We start from the raw sequence: 18,232 nt of genomic DNA on the forward strand, positions 1-18,232 counted from the left end.
GGCCGCAAAGATGGTCAATCTTGCCTCGGCCCACCCCTGCCCCATGTGACCGACGATGTTTCCAATCCGCGACCATAATCCCAGCCGCACGACGCCATATGTCGTCTATGCCCTGCTCGCGGTGAACGTGATCGTCTTTCTGGCGCAGACCATGGCGCCGGAGTTTCCGACCCGCTGGGCGCTGATCCCCGCGCGCTTTGCGCCAGAGACCTACATCACCCACCAGTTCATGCATGGCGGACCGCTGCACTTGGCGGGCAACATGCTGTTTCTGTGGATTTTCGGCGACAACCTGGAAGACCGCATGGGCCGCCTGCCCTTCCTTGGCTTCTATCTTGCCTCTGGCGTGGCGGCCGGGCTGGCGCAGGCTTCGGGCGCGCCAACCTCTACCATCCCGATGGTCGGCGCATCCGGGGCCATTGCGGGGGTGATGGGGGGATATCTTCTGCTGTTCCCCAAAGCCAAAGTGGATGTTCTTCTGATCCTGCTGATCTTCTTCCGCGTCTTCGCGATTCCGGCTTGGATCGTGCTGGGCATCTGGTTCGCGCTGCAAGTCGGATCGGGCACGATGACGCCCGTGGATCAGGGCGGCGTCGCCTATTGGGCCCACGCGGGCGGCTTCGTCGCCGGGATAGTGCTGACGGTGCCACTGTTCCTACGCCTCGGCGGCCCGGCGTTCTGGAGCCGCACCCATGGCCGCCCGCCCCACGCGCCCGTGGAATATCGCCGATCCCCCATTCCATCGGCAGGCAAACGCAAATGAGGGTGCGCGCCACCTGCCACTGCGGCGCGATCGAGCTGATGGCCACACTGGTCGACGGGCTGAACACCATCCGCCGGTGCGACTGTTCGTATTGCAGCCGCAGACAGGCCGCCCCCGTGTCGGCCTCCGCCTGCGACATCGAGGTGACGAAGGGCGCTGACGTGCTGGCGCTGTACCAATGGGGCACGCGCACGGCCGAGCATCACTTCTGTTCGATCTGCGGCATCTACACGCATCATCGACGCCGCTCGAACCCAAACGAATACGGCGTGAACGCCGCCTGCATCGACGGCGTGGATGTGCGGACGTTGGAACCAATCCCGTGGAACGACGGGGTGAACCACCCCAGCGACACCTAGGACTTGCGAAGCTCTTTCGCGAATGTCTCGAATATATCGCCGTTGGCCGCGACTATGGTGCGGCCTTCCAGGATCGGCTGCTCACCCAGCGGCTCGACGAAGCCGCCCGCCTCACGCACGATGACCATGCCTGCCGCAACGTGCCACGGGCGGATACCGCGCTCGAAGTACCCATCAAAGCGCCCGGCGGCCACGTAGCAGAGCGCCAGCGCAGGTGATCCCCATTCTCGCACTCCCGCGCAGCCCGGCATCAGACGACCGATGTCGCGCACCGACAGCGGAATCGCGGACTTAGAGGCCGGCATTCCGGCGGCGAACAGACAGTCGACCATGCGGCCCCGGCCCGACACACGCAGGCGACGTTCGTTCATAAAGGCCCCGGCGCCCTTTTCGGCCCAGAACAGCTCGTCCTTGGCAGGATCGTAGATGACCCCGGCGACGATCTCGCCCTTATGCTCCAGCGCGATGGACAAGGACCAATGCGGCAAGCCATGCGCGAAGTTCACCGAATCGGCCAGCGGATCGACGATCCAGCGGCGCGTCGGGTCTTTGCCCTCGACTTCGTTGGATTTGCTCTGCCAGCCGTAATTCGGACGCTCTCGCTGCAGCATCTCGCGGATGACTTCGTCCGACATCGCCTCGGCGCGGGTGACGAAATCCGACGACCCCTTGACCGAGACCTGCAGGTTCTCGACCTCGGCGAAGTCACGGATCAGCTTGCGCGCGGCGGCCCGCGCGGCCTTGATCATAATGGTGAGGTTTGCGCTGCCTTGCATGACCGGCTCCTGTCGTTCGGCCCCGCTCCATAAACGGGGCCGACGCGGAAGCCAATGGCCCCCTAGTGGCGCATCAAAACACCCAGCGGATTGGCGTAGTCATCCGTCCACGCCCGTCCGCCATCATCGGCCAGCGGTTGCCAGTCAAGCCGCGCGTCCAGCCCATCCAGAGATGCGCCATCGCGCGACAGCACAGCGACGCGTGAGCTAGTGGCTTGGCTCGGAGCATCCGCGCCATCATGGAAGGCAACCCGCCCCGACAGCCCCAGTTGCGTGGCCGAACGGCCAAGCGGCAGCGCGATATCATAGTAGCGGTTGGAGATGTGGTAGATCAGCAGGCCGTTTGGCGACAGGCGGTCGGCGTAAAGCGCCATCGCCTCGGTCGTGGTCAGATGGACGGGCACGGCATCGGACGAATAGGCGTCGATCACCAGCACGTCGTAGGTCACATCTTGCCCTTCCAAAACCACGCGCGCGTCGCCCATGTGGGTAGGCGCATCTGGCGTGCAGTCCGACAGGAAGCTGAAGAGCGCAGGGTCGCGGGCGATGCGGTCCACGACCGGATCAATTTCGTAGAAGGCCCAGGTTTGCGTGGGTCGCGCGTGGCAGGCCAACGCTCCGACACCCAGACCGACCACGCCGACGCGCGCATCGTCCGCGATCAGATCACCATTCAAGATGCGCGCCATGGGCCCGGTCTCATGGTAATAGGTCAGCGGGATAGGCCGCCCTTCCAGATCCCATTCCTGCGCGCCATGCAGCGTCGTGCCGTTGGTGTAGACGTGACGGCCATCCTTCGCGCCGACGTGGTGGATGCCGAAGAAGCTGCGGTCGCGGAACAGGGCCTCATCAGGCATCGCCTGCACCGCGATCAGCGCCATGACTGCGGCGCCCGCAAGCCCCGCACCCATCGTCTTCCGGTGGATCAACACGATCACGACCAAGGCCGTCAGGCCAAGCGCGGCGATGGCGTCACCTTTCAGCATCGGCGCGGCAAAGTGCAGAGCCACGCCTGCCACAGCCGCGATGCCAACCGCTCGAAACAGTCTGCGCGCGTCCGTGCGCGTGGCCGCCGCACTCAGCGCCAGCGCGCCCGCGATCAGCAGCGTGATCGGCCCTTCGGCCAGCGTGTCGAACAGAACAGGCGACAGGATGGAGTTAAACAGCCCGCCCAGCGCACCGCCCACGGACATCACTAGGTAGAACAGCGTCAGATGGGCGCCCGCAGGCCGCGCCTGATACAGCCGCGCGTGGGCGTAAAGGGCCACGGCGAAGAAAGCCACGCCAGCCAGCACGATCATCGCAAGACCCTGATGGCTGCCGGTCAGCCCAAGAAACAGCGCGGCCAGAAGCCCGATGGCGCACAGATGCGCAATGCGCAGAACGCCAAGACCCAGCAGGGGCCGCGTGCGGAACGTCACCACGAAGCTGAGCAGATACAAGGCCAGCGGCAGCACCCAGACAAGCGGCAGCGCACCCACATCGGTGCTGATCCGCGTGGTTACGGCCAACATCAGCGACGAGGGTACGAAGGCCAGCACAAGCCACAGGCCGATCCGCGTCCAAGAGACCGGATCGACGGTCGCGCGTGCCTCTCGCGCGGCCATGTCGGGCCGGGCGCAAAGTCCAGCGGCCAGCAGCCCCGCGCCCAGAACGACGTAGCCCAGCGAGAACCCTTCACCGATCAGCGTCGCGCCGAACAGCGGCTCTGCCACCAGTGGAAAGCCCAGAAGTGCCACGAAAGAGCCCAGGTTCGACGCGCCATACAGGAAATACGGATCGTTCGCCGCCGGGCCGTCGGAGCGCGCGTACCAAGACTGGATCAGCGGCGCGTTGGCGGCAAGTGCGGCGAAGGGCACGCCCACGCCCAGCGCAAACAGCGTCAGCGTGGCCCAAGCAGCGGGTGTTCCGGGTGTCCACGTCCAGCCATCGGGAATACCCAGCGGCAGGAACAGAAGGCCAGCGGCCCACACGGCCAGATGCACGGCCACCTGCCCCCTTACCGGCACGTATTTGGTCAGCAAATGCGCATAAAGGTAGCCGCCCAGCAGCACAGACTGGAAGAACAACATCGCCGTCGTCCAGACAGACGCAGCCCCGCCGATCTCTGGCAGGACGATCTTTGCGAACAGCGGTTGCACGAAGAACAGCAAGCTGGCCGACAGGAAGATCGTGGCGGTGAACAGCACCGGCGCAAGGCGCACGGGCACGGCTGGGCGGTCGAATTCGGCGACAGACATTGGCAAATCCTTCGATTGTCCGAAGAATGTTACCAATCGGTCTGGGCAGGATTATGGCCGCGATCCGCCGTTTTCCGCACGATTTCGCGCGAAGGGCGTCAGCCTAGCGCCGCATCATCTTCAAAGGCTCTGTCCGTGCCAACTTCAACAGGTTCGCCATGTAGGGCAGGTCCGCTTCGTCGTTTCGGACAGCCGCATATAGACGCTTCGTCTTGCCCTTGGCTGTCAGCGGGCGGGTCACGTAATCCGATTGCAGCCGAATGTCGCGCACCACCCAGTCGGGCAGCACCGCGACGCCCCGTTGGCTGGCGACAAGAATCAGGATCATCGCCGTCAATTCGACCTGCCGGATCGCGTGGGGCACCACGCCTTCAGGGATCAGCAGTTCGGTGAACACGTCCAGCCGTTCGCGCGGCACCGGGTAGGTGATCAGCGTTTGGTCGGCGAAATCCGTCGCCTCGACATAAGGCTTCTCTGCCAATGGATGGCCAGATGCGGCGACGAAGACAGGCTCGTAATCGAACAGCGGGACGAAGGTGACGCCCTCGATCTTCTCTGGGTCCGAGGATACGACCAGATCGACTTCCTCGCGCCCCAGCGCGGGCAAGGCGTCGAAGGCCAGACCGGGGCGGATATCCACGTCTACCTCTGGCCAGGCGCGGCGGAACAGCTCCAGAACCGGGAACAGCCATTCGAAGCAGGCGTGGCATTCGATGGCGATATGCAGGCGCCCGGACCGCCCCGCGACCAGCCCGGCGAACTCTGCCTCCAGCGCAGCGACCTCTGGCAAGATTCGCTCTGCCGCCTTCAGCAAGCGATGTCCGGCAGCGGATAGCTTCAGCGGTTTCGACCGTCGCACGAACAGCTCGACCCCCGCCTGATCCTCCAGGTTTTTCACTTGATGGCTTAGCGCCGATTGAGTGATGTGCAGCCGGTCCGCAGCGCGCGCCAGACCGCCCTCGTCATGGATCGCCTTGATCGTGCGCAGGTGACGGAACTCGATGTGCATGTGCTGGAACTCATAAAGATGTTCTTGGTTATGAATTTGTCTCACGTCGCAGAGGATGCGACAAGGGACGAAACAAGGACGCACCCCATGACCCGTATCAGTTACGAATTCTTCCCGCCGAAGTCGCTGCAGGCCTCTTTCAAGCTATGGGATACGATCCACACGCTGGCCGCGACGGCTCCCGACTTCGTGTCTGTCACCTATGGCGCGGGCGGCACGACCCGCAAGCTGACCCATGAGGCCGTGACGACCATCAACAAGGAAACCGGCCTGCGCGTCGCGGCGCACCTGACCTGCGTGGACGCCAGCAAAGCCGAAACGATGGAGATCGCCGAAAGCTACGCGGCGGCGGGCATCACGGATATCGTGGCCTTGCGCGGCGACATGCCCGGTGGTGGTGCGTTCGTGCCCCATGCCGAAGGCTTCGCGTCTTCCGTCGAGCTGATCGAGGCGCTGGCCGCCGATGGCCGCTTCAACATCCGCGTGGGCGCCTACCCCGACCGCCACCCCGAGGCGGCCAGCGACGATGCGGACGTCGAGTTTCTGAAGCGCAAGATCGACGCCGGTGCGACCGAGGCCCTGACCCAGTTCTTCTTCGAGGCAGAGACCTTCCTGCGCTTCCGCGACCGCTGCGCAGCTGCCGGGATCGACGCCCCCATCGTGCCGGGCATCTTGCCCATTGAGAATTGGAAGGGCGTCAAGAAGTTCGCCACCGGCTGCGGCACGACCATCCCCGCGTGGCTGGAAGAGGCTTTCACCGCCGCCGAACGCGACGGTCGCGCCGATCTGCTGGCAACGGCCCTTTGCACCGAGATGTGCACCGAGCTGCTGGAAAATGGCGTTGAGCAGCTTCACTTCTACACACTCAACAAGCCCCACCTGACGCGCGACGTGGTTCACGCGATGGGGCTGGCGCCGGAACCGGCTCTGGAAAAGGTCGCCTGAGGGCGGCACAAGGGGTGGGACCAAACCCGGAGCCCGCCCCATGAAGTTCGCCACATCCGCCGCCGACTTGCCCGATATCGCCAAGATGCGCGATCTGTCGGGGCTTGAGTTCATGCAGGCGATGCAGTCGGGCGACCTGCCCGCCCCTCCCATCGCACAAGGCATGAATTACGATCTCGATACGGTCGAAGACGGGCGCGTGGTCTTTCGCGGCACGCCCCGTTTCGCGCACCTGAACCCCATGGGCGGCCTGCACGGCGGCTGGTACGGCACACTTCTGGACAGCTGTATGGCCTGCGCGGTGATGACCAAGGTGCCGACGGGATCCACCTATACCACGCTGGAATACAAGATTAACATCGTGCGCGCCCTGCCTGCGGATACCGAGATCATGGCCATCGGTCAGGTCAGCCACGCGGGCCGCACGACCGGCGTCGCCACCGGAGAGATCAGGGGCGCGTCCGACGACCGCCTATACGCCACGGGATCGACCACTTGCCTGATAATGGCACTTCCCGTTTAGCCACGCTGGCGTGCAGCTCTTCCGAGGGATCGGTGCCGATGAGCCGATCCTCTCTGCTGCGCAGGAACTTCCCCATCCCGACGTATTGCCCGATCGAAGGCGCCTCAGGGTCCACGGGAAAGCGGGCGCGCCAGCCATCAGGCAACGGCAGGCCGGCCTGCTCGGCCTTCCCCAGCATCCAGCACAGCGCCACATTCGCCAGCGGACGCGCGCTGTTTCGGCCCGAAAGATGCCCGCCCACATCGCCATGCGTGCCGGGAAACCAGACCTGCTCCAGATTGCCGTCCCAGTCGTCGCGCGTGCGCCACAGGACAGGCCGATAGGCGCGCCGACGCTCGTCATGCGCAAGCGCGTGGTAGCCGCGCTTGGTCGTGTCGTTCAACGTATGGTCGTGGAACCGGTGCGCCATCTGCGACCAGCGCCAGATGATCGGCGCCCCCAGCCCCAGCGCCTTCACAGTATCGAACGCACCGATCATTTCGACCTCGACGGCGTTGTGACAATTGATCCGGCGGAAGTCGTCCGCCGCGTGGGCGTCGGGCAACGTACGGTAGTGACGGTAGGCGTTCTGCACGTTGCGCTCGGTCGCGGCGTCCGCACGCAGTAGGCCGATGCGTCCGATAACGCCCGCCAAGGAGCGCACAGCGTAGGCCCCGCGAGAATAACCCAAGAAGTAAATGCGGTCACCGGGCCGATACTGCGACGAGAGCCAACCGTAGGCGCGCTGGATTTGACGGTTGAGGCCCCGCCCCTCGATCACATCGCGCATCTGCGAATAGCGGGCGAGTTGGATGCCCGGCTCATAGTAGACGGCCATATCGCTGGTTGGGGCCATCTCCGACAACAGCTTCCAGATCAGGCCGATGCTCGTCTCCCGCCCCGGACGCAGCGTCGACATCGTGCCGTCTAGCAGCACGACCAGCGTCATCGGTCCGCGCCGCACAGCCCGCCGAACACGCCGACCGGAGGACTGGCGTGCCCAGGCGCGAAGCCGTCGCGCAGCCTTATTCTGCGGCGAGCGGTCGGGCATCGGCCCCCTGCAAAGCGGCCCAGACCCGCGCGGGCGACAGCGGCGGGTGAAGATCGCGCACGCCCCGATCCCACGTCGCATCCTCGACGGCGTTGGCCAAAGCGGCCATTGCGCCAACGGTTCCCGCCTCGCCACAGCCCTTCATGCCAAGCGGGTTCGCGGTAGAGGGCACGGGTTCCGTCGTGAAGCCGATCATCGGCAGGTCAATCGCCCGTGGCATCGCGTAATCCATGAAGCTGGCCGTCAGGAACTGGCCGTCCGCATCGTAGATGCCATGCTCCATCAGGATCTGACCGATCCCCTGCGCCACGCCGCCATGCACCTGACCTTCGGCCAGCAAAGGATTGATAAGATTTCCGAAGTCATCGACGACCGTGTAACGCGCGACCGTCACTTCGCCGGTGTCGGGGTCTACCTCGACCTCTGCCACATGCGCGCCGTTGGGGAACGACCGTCCGGGCAGCGTGTCACGCCCCTCGAACCGCGTCAGTTCCATGCGCCCCGCCGCCCGCGCCCGCGCCACGACATCCAGCACATCCGGCGTATCGTTCGAGCCAGCGATGCGGAAGCGTTCGTCGTCGAAGGTGACTTCGGCCCCCTCTTCCTCTTCCAGAAACGCCGCCAGTGCGCCGATGGCTTCCGTCGCGACCTTCAGGGTCACCGTATTCTGCACGGTGACAGAGCGTGATCCCCCCGTGCCGCCGCCGGTCTCGATCCGGTCCGAATCGCCCTGAATGATTGTGATGCGATCTACGGGAATTCCGGTCTGATCCGACAGGAACTGCGCGAACACCGTCTCATGCCCCTGCCCGTTCGACTGGGTGCCGACATACAGATCGACGCCGCCATCCTCGGTGAACTCTACCGTCACACCTTCCGACGGATCGCCCAGGATCGACTCGATGTAATAGCAAAGGCCCATCCCGCGCAGCTTGCCTTTCTTGGCGCTTTCCGCACGGCGTGCCTCGAACCCCGCGCGATCCGCCGTCGACTCGATGCGGCTGAGCACGCGCCCGAAGGCCCCAACGTCGTAGCTTTCGCCAGAGACCGTCTTGTAGGGAAACACCCCCTCGGGGATGAAATTGCGCCGTCGTAGGTCCCACGGATCGACACCCAATTCCCGCGCTGCGCGGTCCATCAGACGTTCCAGCGCGAACATCGCCTCTGGCCGCCCCGCGCCGCGATAGGCGTCGACCTGCGTCGTATTGGTGTAGATGCCGAGCGCGTGCAGCCACGCCGTCTGGATATCATAGGTTCCGGTCAGAACCCGCGCGAACAGGTGCGACTGCATCAACTGACCGAAGTTCGAATTGTAGGCGCCAAGGTTCGACAGCGTTTCCACCCGGTAAGCGGTGATCCTGTGATCCGCGTCGAAGCCCATTTCGACAGTGCTGACCAGATCGCGACCCGCGTTGTCGGTCATCATCCCCTCGCCGCGCTCGGCCTGCCACGCGACAGGACGGTTCAGTTGCATCGTGGCAAGCGCAACGCAGAAATACTCGGGATAATTCATCGTCTTGGTGCCGAAGCCGCCGCCGACATCAGGTGTGGTGACGTGTATACGCTCGGCGTCCAGACCCAGTCGGTTGACAAGCTCTTTCTTCAGGTTCCACACGCCCTGCCCGCCATAGCAGACATGTAGCCGGTCGCCCTCCATCTCGGCCCAGCAGGCGCGCGTTTCCATCGGGTTCGACACGATGCGGTTGTCCTCGACCACCAGCGACACGCGATGCGCCGAGGCGTCCAGCGCCCTAGCGGTCGCGGCCTCATCGCCCAACCCGTAGTCGAAACACACGTTATCAGGTGCCTCGGCGTGCAAGGTCTCGCCGCCGGGCGCCAGGTCCATCTTCACGGGCAGGTCGTCGATCTCCACCATCACGGCCTCGATGGCATCGCGAACCTGAGCCGCTGATTCCCCGACGATCACGGCGATCGGCTCTCCGACGAAGCGCACGCGATCCCGCGCAAGGAATGGCCGTTCGGGCGCCGCGCCCTTGGTGCCGTCGCGGTTGGGCACTTGCACGAAGGCCATGCCCAACGATGCGCCTGCCGCTTCGGCCTCTGCCGCGCCCATCGCCAGCACCACGCCCGGCATGTCCAGCGCCGCGTCCAGATCGACTGAAACGATCCGCCCATGCGCCACGTCAGACCGGATGAACCCCGCGACCAGCGCCCCTTCGGGCACCGTGTCGCCGGTATACTGCCCTGCTCCGGTCAGGAAGCGAACATCCTCGCGGCGGGTCACGGACTGGCTTTTACCGAATGGCTGCATGATCTTGGCTCCTTCCGGGCGCACAGTGGCGCGCCCGGCCCGCGATTTCCAGCGCCATTGTCACCTTCCCCTTGGGCCTGCGACACGATATTGCGCGAACCGAAGTTTGCCGAAGGATCCCGCCGATGCCCATGGAAAAGAATTTCGACGCGCAAAGCGCCGAACCCCGCCTGTACGAGATGTGGGAGCAACAGGGCTGCTTCGCCGCCGGGGCCAACGCCAAGGACGGGGCCGAGACCTTCTCGATCATGATCCCGCCGCCCAATGTCACGGGCAGCCTGCACATGGGCCACGCCTTTAACAACACGCTTCAGGACATCCTGATCCGGTGGAAGCGGATGCAGGGCTATGACACGCTCTGGCAGCCCGGCACCGACCACGCCGGCATCGCCACGCAGATGGTGACCGAGCGTGAGATGGCCGCGAACGGCGAACCCACCCGTACCGAAATGGGGCGCGAGGCGTTCCTGAACCGCGTCTGGCAACAAAAGCAGTCGTCGCGTGGCACAATCATCGGCCAGCTCAAGCGATTGGGTGCGTCCTGTGATTGGTCGCGTGAGGCCTTCACAATGGGCGGCGCGCCCGGCGATCCCGATGCGCGCGAGGGCGGTCAGGACTTTCACGCCGCCGTCATCAAAACCTTCGTGGAGTTCTACGAGAAGGGCATCATCTACCGCGGCAAGCGGTTGGTGAACTGGGACCCGCATTTCGAGACGGCGATCAGCGATCTGGAAGTCGAGAATATCGACCAGCCGGGCCACATGTGGCACTTCAAGTACCCGCTGCAGGACGGCGCGACCTACACCTACATCGAGAAGGACGACGACGGGAACGTGCTGTTCGAAGAAGAGCGCGACTACATTTCCATCGCCACCACACGCCCCGAAACCATGCTGGGCGACGGCGCGGTCGCCGTTCACACATCGGATGAACGCTACGCGCCAATCGTCGGAAAATTATGCGAAATCCCGGTCGGCCCGAAAGAGCATCGCCGCCTGATACCGATCATCACCGACGACTATCCGGATCCCACATTCGGCTCGGGCGCGGTGAAGATCACCGGCGCGCATGACTTCAACGACTACGGCGTCGCCACGCGCAACGGAATTCCGTTGTATGCGCTGATGGACACGCGCGCCAAGATGCGCAGCGATGGCCTGCCCTATGCCGAAGCCGCAGAAATGGCCGGCGCGATCGCACGGGGCGAGATCGACGCACCTGCCGACGCCACGCAAATCAACCTTGTGCCCGAAGAGTATCGCGGGCTCGACCGGTTCGACGCGCGTCAGAAGGTCATCGACGCGATCACGTCAGAGGGCCTGGCCGTCATGGTCCCGGACACCGATCCGCGCCTTGGAGCGCAAGCGGCCAAAGCCCCCATCGCACCGGAAGAAGGCGGCGAAACGCGCGAAGCCGAGATGATCCCGCTGGTCGAGGCCAAGACGATCACCCAACCCTTCGGCGACCGCTCGAAGGTCGTGATCGAGCCGATGCTGACCGATCAGTGGTTCGTCGACACCGACCAGATCGTCGGTCCCGCACTGGAGGCCGTCCGCGAAGGCATGGCGCGCGCGGATGGAACCACCGATGGCACCAAGATCCTGCCCGAACGCGACGCCAAGACTTATTTCCACTGGCTGGAAAACATCGAGCCTTGGTGCATCTCGCGCCAGCTGTGGTGGGGGCATCGGGTTCCGGTTTGGTATGGCCCCTACATCACCGAAGGCGGTGAGCGTCTGCATGATACCACGGGCGCCGCGCCTAAAGAGGCCGCCGTCTTCCTGCGGGACGGGCAATGGGTGCGCGCGTTCTGCGGCGCGGATAGCAACGCCGTGCGCGAAGACGCTCAGAACTGGTATCGCGCGCGCCTGCACGGCCGCGTCGAGATCGACATGGGTGACGGCGTGCTCCCCCACGCCGAAGAGCTTAGCAGCGAAGTCGTGCAATTGTCGCAAGACGAAGACGTTCTGGACACTTGGTTCTCATCCGGCCTCTGGCCGCTGGGCACACTCGGCTGGCCCGACGACTCGCCCGAATTGCAAAAGTATTTCCCGACCTCCGTTCTGATCACCGGGTTCGACATCATCTTCTTCTGGGTCGCCCGGATGATGATGATGCAATTTGCGATGGTAGAGCAAAAACCTTTCCATACCGTTTACGTCCACGCGCTCGTGCGGGACGAGAAGGGGCGGAAGATGTCGAAATCGCTCGGCAACGTCATCGACCCACTGACCCTGATCGACCAATATGGCGCGGACGCCGTGCGCTTTACGCTGTCGTCAATGGCGGCCATGGGGCGCGACCTTAAGCTTTCGGAACAAAGGGTTGCGGGCTATCGCAATTTCGGAACCAAGCTGTGGAACGCCTTCCGCTTCGCCGAAATGAACGGGGCTTTGGCGGAGACCGGCGGCGATCTGCCGCACGACCTGACCCAAGCCACCAACAAGTGGATCGTCGGTGAAACGGCCCGCACCGTACAGGCGGTGGACGCCGCGCTGTCCGACTATCGTTTCAACGACGCGTCCAGCACGCTTTACGCCTTCGTCTGGGGGCAGGTCTGCGACTGGTATGTCGAGCTGGCCAAGCCTCTGTTCGATAACGAGGACACCGCGCCGGAAACGCGCCGCACGCTAGCGTGGGTTCTGGATCAATGCTGCATCTTGCTGCACCCTTTCATGCCGTTCATCACCGAAGAGCTGTGGGGCCAGACCGAACGTGACTCCCCTCTGGTTCACGCTGCTTGGCCGACCTATGGCCCTGAAGTGGCTGACGAAAACGCGGACGCAGAGATGTCTTGGGTCATCGCGCTGATCGAGCAGATCCGCTCTGTTCGGGGCGAGATGAACGTGCCCGCGTCCCTGAAAGCACCCCTGTTGATGATCGAGCTGGACGAGGCCGGTCGCACTGCCTTCGCCCGCAATCGCTCTTTAATCGAACGACTCGCGCGGCTGGGCGAGATCGCCGAAGGCCCCGCCCCCAAGGGCGCCATGATCCTGCCCGTGCGCGGCGGTTCCTTTGCGTTGCCGCTGGCCGATATCATCGATGTGCAGGCGGAAAAGGCGCGTATCGACAAGGCTCTGGCCAAGCTCGGCAAGGAGATCGGCGGGCTCGAAGGACGCCTGAAGAACCCCAAGTTCAAGGCCAGCGCCAAGCCCGAGGTCGTCGAGGAAACAGAGGCCAATCTGGCCGCCCGCACCGCCGAGCGTGACCGCATGGCAGAGGCGCAGGCGCGCCTAGCCGAACTGTGAGTGACCCGCGCCTGACCGCGCTTGCCGCGTCCCTGCCCGCCACGGTGCCGTTTGTCGGTCCGGAGGCTATCGAACGGCAGACCGGCAAGGCCTTCCGAGCGCGACTTGGGGCGAACGAAAGTATCTTTGGTCCGTCGCCCAAGGCGGTCGAAGCCATGCAACGTGCGGCGTCGGAGGCGTGGAAGTATCCCGATCCCGAAAGCCATGAACTGCGCTTCGCCTTGGCGGACCATCTGGACGTTGCGGTGGAAGAGATTGTCGTCGGCGCAGGGATCGACGGTCTGCTCGGGTCGCTCGTGCGTCTGTTCGTGGCGCCCGGTGATGTCGTCGTGACCAGCCGGGGGGCCTATCCGACGTTCAACTACCACGTCACCGGTTACGGCGGGGATTTGCACTTTTGCGATTATCGCGATGACCACGAAGACCCCGATGCCCTTATCGACAAAGCGATCGAGACGAAGGCGAAACTGCTCTATTTGACCAATCCCGATAATCCCATGGGCTCTTGGCATCCGGCAGAGAGGATTGCGCAGCTAATCGAGCGTGTTCCAGACGGCTGCCTTCTGGTGTTGGACGAGGCGTACCTAGAATGCTCCGAGGTCCAGACGTCCCCGGCGCTCGACACTACTGATCCAAGAGTCATCCGGATGCGCACGTTTTCCAAAGGTTACGGCTTAGCGGGCGCGCGCGTCGGCTATGCGGTGGGCCACCGCGATATCATCGCCGCCTTTGCGCGTGTCCGAAATCACTTCGGGGTCAGCCGGGTCAGTCAGGCCGGAGCGCTCGCAGCGTTACGTGATCAAAACTACCTGCTTGAGACGCAGCACCGGATCGCGAAAAGCCGCGAACGAATCGCCGCCATCGGCCGGGACAACGGCCTGACGGCCTTGCCGTCCGCCACCAATTTTGTGGCGCTCGACCTAGGCCGAGAAGGAGCCATTACTAAGGCCCTCGTCAGCGCGCTGGCGGAACGCGGCATTTTCACGCGGATGCCGGGCGTCGCGCCGCTGGACCGCTGTATTCGCATCACCTGCGGGCCAGAGGCCGAAATGGACTTGTTTGCGACAGTGCTGCCCGAGGCTATGGACGCCGTGATGGGACGTTAAAAGACTTGAAACGATTTGCGGTGTAGGCACGTTCTTGCATCATGGACCGTCAACCCGCCCCGAATTACACGAACGCCTTCCTCGTGTCGCTTGCGCCGCTGGTGTTCATCGCCCTTATCGTCGTCTGGGCGTTGGTCGGCCTTCTGGCGGCGCTTGGGGTGAGTTACGCCGCCGATAAGGGGATCACCCGTATCGGTGCACGTCGCGAGTCTTAGCGACCGGCACAGATTCGCGCGGCCGCAGCCACGCCGCCCTCCCCATGGGGGATGTCGCAGGCTTGCAGGCCCGCTTCGATGACACCCAGCGTTCCAAGGATCATATGGGCGTTCAGGTGGCCCATGTGCCCGATCCGGAAAAAGCCACCGAAATCGGGATCGCCCGGTTCGGCCATTCCAAGGCCGATGCCCAAGGTCAACCCAGCCTCTTCCGCTGTCCATTTGCGCAAGCTGTCTGCCAGAGCGCCACCCAGACGTAGGGCGGTTACCGCATTGCTGCGCGCGCCCACCGGCGCGTTCACCGTCAGCGGTCCGGCCTGCCCCCATGCCTCGCAGGCCGCCCAGACGGCACGGGCCAAGGTTTCGTGGCGCGCCCAGACATGCTCCATCCCCTCTTCCATCAGCAGGTCGAGTGCGGCGCGCAGGGCGAACAGATGGTGCGTCGGCGCGGTGCCGCAGAAGTGCTGGTAGTAGCCTTGCGGAGCGATGCGCGGCGCCCAGTCCCAGTAAGCGCTCACGCTATTCACACGCTCAGCCTGCGCCTTGTCGGACACCCATAAAAAGCCAATGCCCGGCGGCGTCATCAGTCCCTTCTGGCTTGCGGCGAGCAGCACGTCGACGCCCCAGGCGTCCATCTCGACCCGATCGCAGCCGAGTGACGCGATACAATCGGCCATCAAAAGCGCGGGGTGCCCGGTTTCATCCAGCACCCGGCGCAAGGCGGGAATGTCGCTGCGGATGCCGGTCGATGTGTCGACGTGGACCGCCAGCACCGCTTTGATACGGTGATCCTTATCGGCGCGCAGGGCTTCGGCCACGCGCTCTGGGTCCACCGGGCTTTGCTTGCCAAACTCGATCAAGTGCACGTCCGCGCCTATTCTGCGTGCTGTTTCCGCCCAGCCGTGCCCGAAGCGACCCGTCGCAGGCACCAGAACCGAGTTGCCCGGGGTCACCACATTGGCAAGCGCAGCTTCCCACAGGCCGTGCCCGTTGCAGATGTAGATCGCACAGCCCGCTTCTGTGCGCGCGACGCGCTTGAGGTCCGCGACGATGGTCGCCGTCATATCGACCAGATCGCCCTCATAGATGTTAGGCGCAGGCCGCATCATGGCAGCCAGAACGCTGTCGGGCATGACCGATGGACCGGGAATGGCGAGGTGGGGGCGACCGTTGTGCAAGCTCATACCGTGCAGCGTTAGGCACGGTCATCGAGGGCGTCAATCGCTTCCCCTTCGCCGCGATCCGCGCTACCTCGCGCCCATGTTCAACAACCGCACGCCAAATCAAGCCTTCGCACATATGGGGCGCTTGTGGCGGGACTACGTCCGCCCACACCGCTGGTGGTTGGCCTTCGCAGCCGTCCTGATGATGATCGAGGGTTCGACTGTGGGCCTGCTCAGCTGGATGCTGAAGCCCATGTTCGACCGTGTATTGGTCGGCGGAGAAGCCAGCGCAATCTGGTGGGTGGGGCTTGCGATCCTCAGCCTTTTTGTCGTGCGGGCCGTCACAGGCGTTGTGTCGCAGATCATTATGTCACGAGTGGCGCTGAAGACGGCGACGACGATGCAGGTCGACCTGTTGGCGCATCTGACAACGCTGGACATGAGTTACTTCCAGGACAATGCCCCCGGCGCCCTGATAGAGCGCGTTCAAGGCGACACGGCGGCCGTTCAGCGTATCTGGCTGTCGGTCATTCAGGCCGCCGGTCGCGACACAGTGGCTTTGGGATCGCTGCTCGTGGTTGCTCTCTCGATCGACTGGATCTGGACTTTGGCGGCCTTGGTCGGTGTGCCACTGTTGATCGGGCCGATGGTGGTGCTGCAGCGCTATGTGCGGAACAAGACGAAGCAGACGCGCAATACCTCTTACGAGCGCGCAAAGCGGTTGGACGAGATCTTCCACGGCATCGGCGCGGTGAAGCTGAACGGGATGGAGCGCTATCAGGTCAGCCGCTTCGACACGTTGGTGCGGCGGATCGTGCGCGCCGAAGTCCGCTCGACCGCCGGTCGCGCCACCATGCCCGGCCTGATCGACGTGATGACCGGAGTGGGCTTCTTCGCCGTCTTGATCCTGGGCGGAGCCGAAATCGTAGACGGCACGAAGACGGTCGGTGACTTCATGTCCTTCTTCGCGGCGATGATCCTGACATTCCAGCCCCTGCGCCGTCTCAGCACGCTTGCGGGGTCGTTCCAGGTCGCCGCGATCTCGTTGGACAAGATCTACAGTACCTTTGACCTCAAGCCGAAGGTGTCCGGAGCCACCAAGCCCCCGGCCAGCGGCCTTCCCGCCCCGCGGGTCGAGCTTAGCGGGGTCACCCTGTCCTACGGCGACACGCAGGTGCTGACCGACGCGGGCTTCGTGTCAGAAGCCGGGCGCGTCACCGCATTGGTCGGTGCGTCGGGGGCCGGCAAAAGCACCATTTTCAACGTGCTGACCCGCATGGCCGAGCCAGACAGCGGTGCCACATACATCAACGGCACAAACATCACCGACATGGAGTTGGGCGACCTTCGCGCCCTGATGTCGGTCGTCACGCAAGACGCCCTGCTGTTCGACGAAACCATACGCGAGAACATCACCGTGGGCCGCGAGGTCTCGGACGCGGATCTACGGGCCGCAGTGGAGGCCGCGCATGTGTCGGACTTCACCGACACCCTGCCCGACGGCTTGGACACCCTTGCCGGTCCGCGTGGATCGGCCTTGTCGGGTGGCCAGCGGCAACGGGTCGCTATCGCCCGCGCCATTCTGCGCGACACGCCGATCCTGCTGCTGGACGAAGCAACCAGCGCGCTCGACGCAAGGTCCGAGCGGCTGATCCAGACGGCGCTGGAGCACGCGTCACAGGGCCGCACGACGTTGGTGATCGCGCATCGGCTGGCCACGATCCGCGACGCGCACAAGATCGTCGTGATGGATATGGGCCGCGTCGTCGAACAGGGCACGCATGAAGAGCTCCTTGAAGCGGGCGGCCGCTATGCCGACCTCTATCATCTGCAATTCAAGGACGAGGACTAGCCGATGACCCGCACCGTGCTTTCGCTGAGCGGCCCTGACCGCGTGCCCTTCCTGCAGGATCTGGTGACCAATGACGTGACGCGGACCGACCGGCTGACCTACGCCGCGCTGCTGACACCTCAGGGCAAGTATCTGTTCGATTTCTTCGTGGCGCACGACGGTGACGCGCTGCTGATCGACGCACCCGCCGACATGGCAGAGGCGCTGGCCCAGCGGCTGTCGATTTATCGCCTGCGCCGGAAAGTAGAGATCGCGGTAACCGACCTTCCTGTCGGGCGCGGAACCGGCGAGGCACCCGAAGGCGCCCTGCCCGACCCACGTCATCCCGATTTGGGCTGGCGACAGATCGGCGCGGCGGGCGACGATGGGACGGATTGGGATGCGCTGCGCGTGGCTCTATGCGTGCCCGAAAGCGGGATCGAACTGATCCAGAACGACAGTTTTCCGCTGGAAATGGGACTTGACCGGCTGAACGGCATCGACTTTCGCAAGGGCTGCTATGTCGGGCAGGAGGTGACCGCGCGCATGAAGCACAAGACCGAGCTGAAAAAGGGGCTGCGGGCCGTCGGCATCGACGGCACGGCGGCGCCCGGCACGCCGATCACGACCGAAGACGGCAAGCCAGCAGGGACACTGTTCACGTCGTCAGCCAACCGCGCCCTTGCGTGGCTGCGTTTTGACCGGGCGACCGGCCCGCTGGTCGCGGACGGCGCCAAGATCAAAGCCTAACG

The 18,232-nt window shown here is 64.3% G+C and carries 15 protein-coding genes; 9 read left to right on the forward strand and 6 right to left on the reverse strand.

Going from position 1 to position 18,232, the window contains the following annotated elements; translation table 11 throughout:
* Positions 1–55: 55 nt before the first annotated feature.
* Positions 56–763: a rhomboid family intramembrane serine protease gene (locus FIU81_RS09870; RefSeq protein WP_124111698.1), complete on the forward strand. Its 708-nt coding sequence runs from the start codon at positions 56–58 to the stop codon at positions 761–763.
* On the forward strand, positions 760–1,122 hold the full coding sequence (locus tag FIU81_RS09875; protein ID WP_124111697.1) for a GFA family protein: 363 nt from the start codon (positions 760–762) through the stop codon (positions 1,120–1,122). The genes FIU81_RS09870 and FIU81_RS09875 overlap by 4 nt, the downstream gene beginning before the upstream one ends.
* On the opposite strand, the gene FIU81_RS09880 is transcribed toward FIU81_RS09875, so the two are convergent.
* The 3 genes from FIU81_RS09880 to FIU81_RS09890 form a co-directional block, all read right to left on the reverse strand.
* Positions 1,119–1,898 carry an inositol monophosphatase family protein gene (locus FIU81_RS09880; RefSeq protein WP_124111696.1) on the reverse strand — a complete coding sequence of 260 codons (780 nt, stop codon included), beginning with the start codon at positions 1,896–1,898 and terminating at the stop codon, positions 1,119–1,121. The two genes, FIU81_RS09875 and FIU81_RS09880, sit on opposite strands and share 4 nt — an antisense overlap.
* Before the next feature lie 62 nt (positions 1,899–1,960).
* Positions 1,961–4,138 (reverse strand): fused MFS/spermidine synthase, encoded by a 2,178-nt coding sequence (locus tag FIU81_RS09885; RefSeq protein WP_124111695.1) that lies wholly within the window; start codon positions 4,136–4,138, stop codon positions 1,961–1,963.
* 103 nt (positions 4,139–4,241) lie between these two features.
* The gene (locus tag FIU81_RS09890) at positions 4,242–5,147 is read right to left on the reverse strand and encodes a LysR family transcriptional regulator (protein ID WP_124111694.1); all 906 of its coding nucleotides are present in this window, start codon (positions 5,145–5,147) and stop codon (positions 4,242–4,244) included.
* An 87-nt stretch (positions 5,148–5,234) separates the two neighbouring features.
* Between FIU81_RS09890 and metF the strand changes: the two genes are divergently transcribed.
* A complete protein-coding gene (gene metF / locus FIU81_RS09895; protein ID WP_124111693.1) occupies positions 5,235–6,092 on the forward strand; it encodes a methylenetetrahydrofolate reductase [NAD(P)H] in 858 nt (285 codons plus the stop codon).
* Positions 6,093–6,132: 40 nt separating this feature from the next.
* Positions 6,133–6,615 carry a PaaI family thioesterase gene (locus FIU81_RS09900; RefSeq protein ID WP_124111692.1) on the forward strand — a complete coding sequence of 161 codons (483 nt, stop codon included), beginning with the start codon at positions 6,133–6,135 and terminating at the stop codon, positions 6,613–6,615.
* Here the strand turns inward: FIU81_RS09900 and FIU81_RS09905 are convergent.
* Together FIU81_RS09905 and FIU81_RS09910 are read right to left on the reverse strand one after the other, a co-directional pair.
* Entirely contained in the window at positions 6,542–7,543 is a 1,002-nt protein-coding gene (locus tag FIU81_RS09905; RefSeq protein WP_254695889.1) for a DUF2235 domain-containing protein, read from the reverse strand. The genes FIU81_RS09900 and FIU81_RS09905 overlap by 74 nt on opposite strands.
* Positions 7,544–7,619: 76 nt before the next feature.
* A complete protein-coding gene (locus FIU81_RS09910) occupies positions 7,620–9,917 on the reverse strand; it encodes a xanthine dehydrogenase family protein molybdopterin-binding subunit (RefSeq protein WP_124111690.1) in 2,298 nt (765 codons plus the stop codon).
* 125 nt (positions 9,918–10,042) lie between these two features.
* On the opposite strand from FIU81_RS09910, the gene FIU81_RS09915 reads away from it, so the two are divergent.
* Genes FIU81_RS09915 through FIU81_RS16735 form a run of 3 tightly spaced genes read left to right on the forward strand, consistent with a single transcriptional unit; the run spans position 10,043 to position 14,486 of the window.
* Entirely contained in the window at positions 10,043–13,165 is a 3,123-nt protein-coding gene (locus FIU81_RS09915; RefSeq protein WP_124111689.1) for a valine--tRNA ligase, read from the forward strand.
* Positions 13,162–14,271 carry a pyridoxal phosphate-dependent aminotransferase gene (locus FIU81_RS09920; RefSeq protein WP_124111688.1) on the forward strand — a complete coding sequence of 370 codons (1,110 nt, stop codon included), beginning with the start codon at positions 13,162–13,164 and terminating at the stop codon, positions 14,269–14,271. The genes FIU81_RS09915 and FIU81_RS09920 overlap by 4 nt, the downstream gene beginning before the upstream one ends.
* 41 nt (positions 14,272–14,312) lie before the next feature.
* The gene (locus tag FIU81_RS16735) at positions 14,313–14,486 is read left to right on the forward strand and encodes a hypothetical protein (RefSeq protein ID WP_172971448.1); all 174 of its coding nucleotides are present in this window, start codon (positions 14,313–14,315) and stop codon (positions 14,484–14,486) included.
* Here FIU81_RS16735 and FIU81_RS09925 read toward each other — a convergent pair.
* A complete protein-coding gene (locus FIU81_RS09925; protein ID WP_124111687.1) occupies positions 14,483–15,670 on the reverse strand; it encodes a pyridoxal-phosphate-dependent aminotransferase family protein in 1,188 nt (395 codons plus the stop codon). The two genes, FIU81_RS16735 and FIU81_RS09925, sit on opposite strands and share 4 nt — an antisense overlap.
* 76 nt (positions 15,671–15,746) lie before the next feature.
* Here FIU81_RS09925 and FIU81_RS09930 point away from each other — a divergent pair, with 76 nt between their 5' ends.
* Together FIU81_RS09930 and FIU81_RS09935 are read left to right on the forward strand one after the other, a co-directional pair.
* Positions 15,747–17,501 (forward strand): ABC transporter ATP-binding protein, encoded by a 1,755-nt coding sequence (locus FIU81_RS09930; RefSeq protein ID WP_254695890.1) that lies wholly within the window; start codon positions 15,747–15,749, stop codon positions 17,499–17,501.
* Between the two features lie 3 nt (positions 17,502–17,504).
* Complete coding sequence (locus FIU81_RS09935; protein ID WP_124111686.1) at positions 17,505–18,230, forward strand: YgfZ/GcvT domain-containing protein; 726 nt, start codon at positions 17,505–17,507, stop codon at positions 18,228–18,230.
* Positions 18,231–18,232: the final 2 nt, after the last annotated feature.

It is taken from the genome of Palleronia sp. THAF1 (assembly GCF_009363795.1).
GTDB lineage: Bacteria > Pseudomonadota > Alphaproteobacteria > Rhodobacterales > Rhodobacteraceae > Palleronia.

Excerpts from the sequence above, each read along its gene's own strand:
- FIU81_RS09870 (WP_124111698.1), top strand. The coding sequence starts at position 56 with ATGTTTCCAATCCGCGACCATAATCCCAGCCGCACGACGCCATATGTC.
- FIU81_RS09875 (WP_124111697.1), top strand. The coding sequence starts at position 760 with ATGAGGGTGCGCGCCACCTGCCACTGCGGCGCGATCGAGCTGATGGCC.
- FIU81_RS09880 (WP_124111696.1), bottom strand. The coding sequence starts at position 1,898 with ATGCAAGGCAGCGCAAACCTCACCATTATGATCAAGGCCGCGCGGGCC.
- FIU81_RS09885 (WP_124111695.1), bottom strand. The coding sequence starts at position 4,138 with ATGTCTGTCGCCGAATTCGACCGCCCAGCCGTGCCCGTGCGCCTTGCG.
- FIU81_RS09890 (WP_124111694.1), bottom strand. The coding sequence starts at position 5,147 with ATGCACATCGAGTTCCGTCACCTGCGCACGATCAAGGCGATCCATGAC.
- metF (WP_124111693.1), top strand. The coding sequence starts at position 5,235 with ATGACCCGTATCAGTTACGAATTCTTCCCGCCGAAGTCGCTGCAGGCC.
- FIU81_RS09900 (WP_124111692.1), top strand. The coding sequence starts at position 6,133 with ATGAAGTTCGCCACATCCGCCGCCGACTTGCCCGATATCGCCAAGATG.
- FIU81_RS09905 (WP_254695889.1), bottom strand. The coding sequence starts at position 7,543 with ATGACGCTGGTCGTGCTGCTAGACGGCACGATGTCGACGCTGCGTCCG.
- FIU81_RS09910 (WP_124111690.1), bottom strand. The coding sequence starts at position 9,917 with ATGCAGCCATTCGGTAAAAGCCAGTCCGTGACCCGCCGCGAGGATGTT.
- FIU81_RS09915 (WP_124111689.1), top strand. The coding sequence starts at position 10,043 with ATGCCCATGGAAAAGAATTTCGACGCGCAAAGCGCCGAACCCCGCCTG.
- FIU81_RS16735 (WP_172971448.1), top strand. The coding sequence starts at position 14,313 with ATGGACCGTCAACCCGCCCCGAATTACACGAACGCCTTCCTCGTGTCG.
- FIU81_RS09925 (WP_124111687.1), bottom strand. The coding sequence starts at position 15,670 with ATGAGCTTGCACAACGGTCGCCCCCACCTCGCCATTCCCGGTCCATCG.
- FIU81_RS09930 (WP_254695890.1), top strand. The coding sequence starts at position 15,747 with ATGTTCAACAACCGCACGCCAAATCAAGCCTTCGCACATATGGGGCGC.
- FIU81_RS09935 (WP_124111686.1), top strand. The coding sequence starts at position 17,505 with ATGACCCGCACCGTGCTTTCGCTGAGCGGCCCTGACCGCGTGCCCTTC.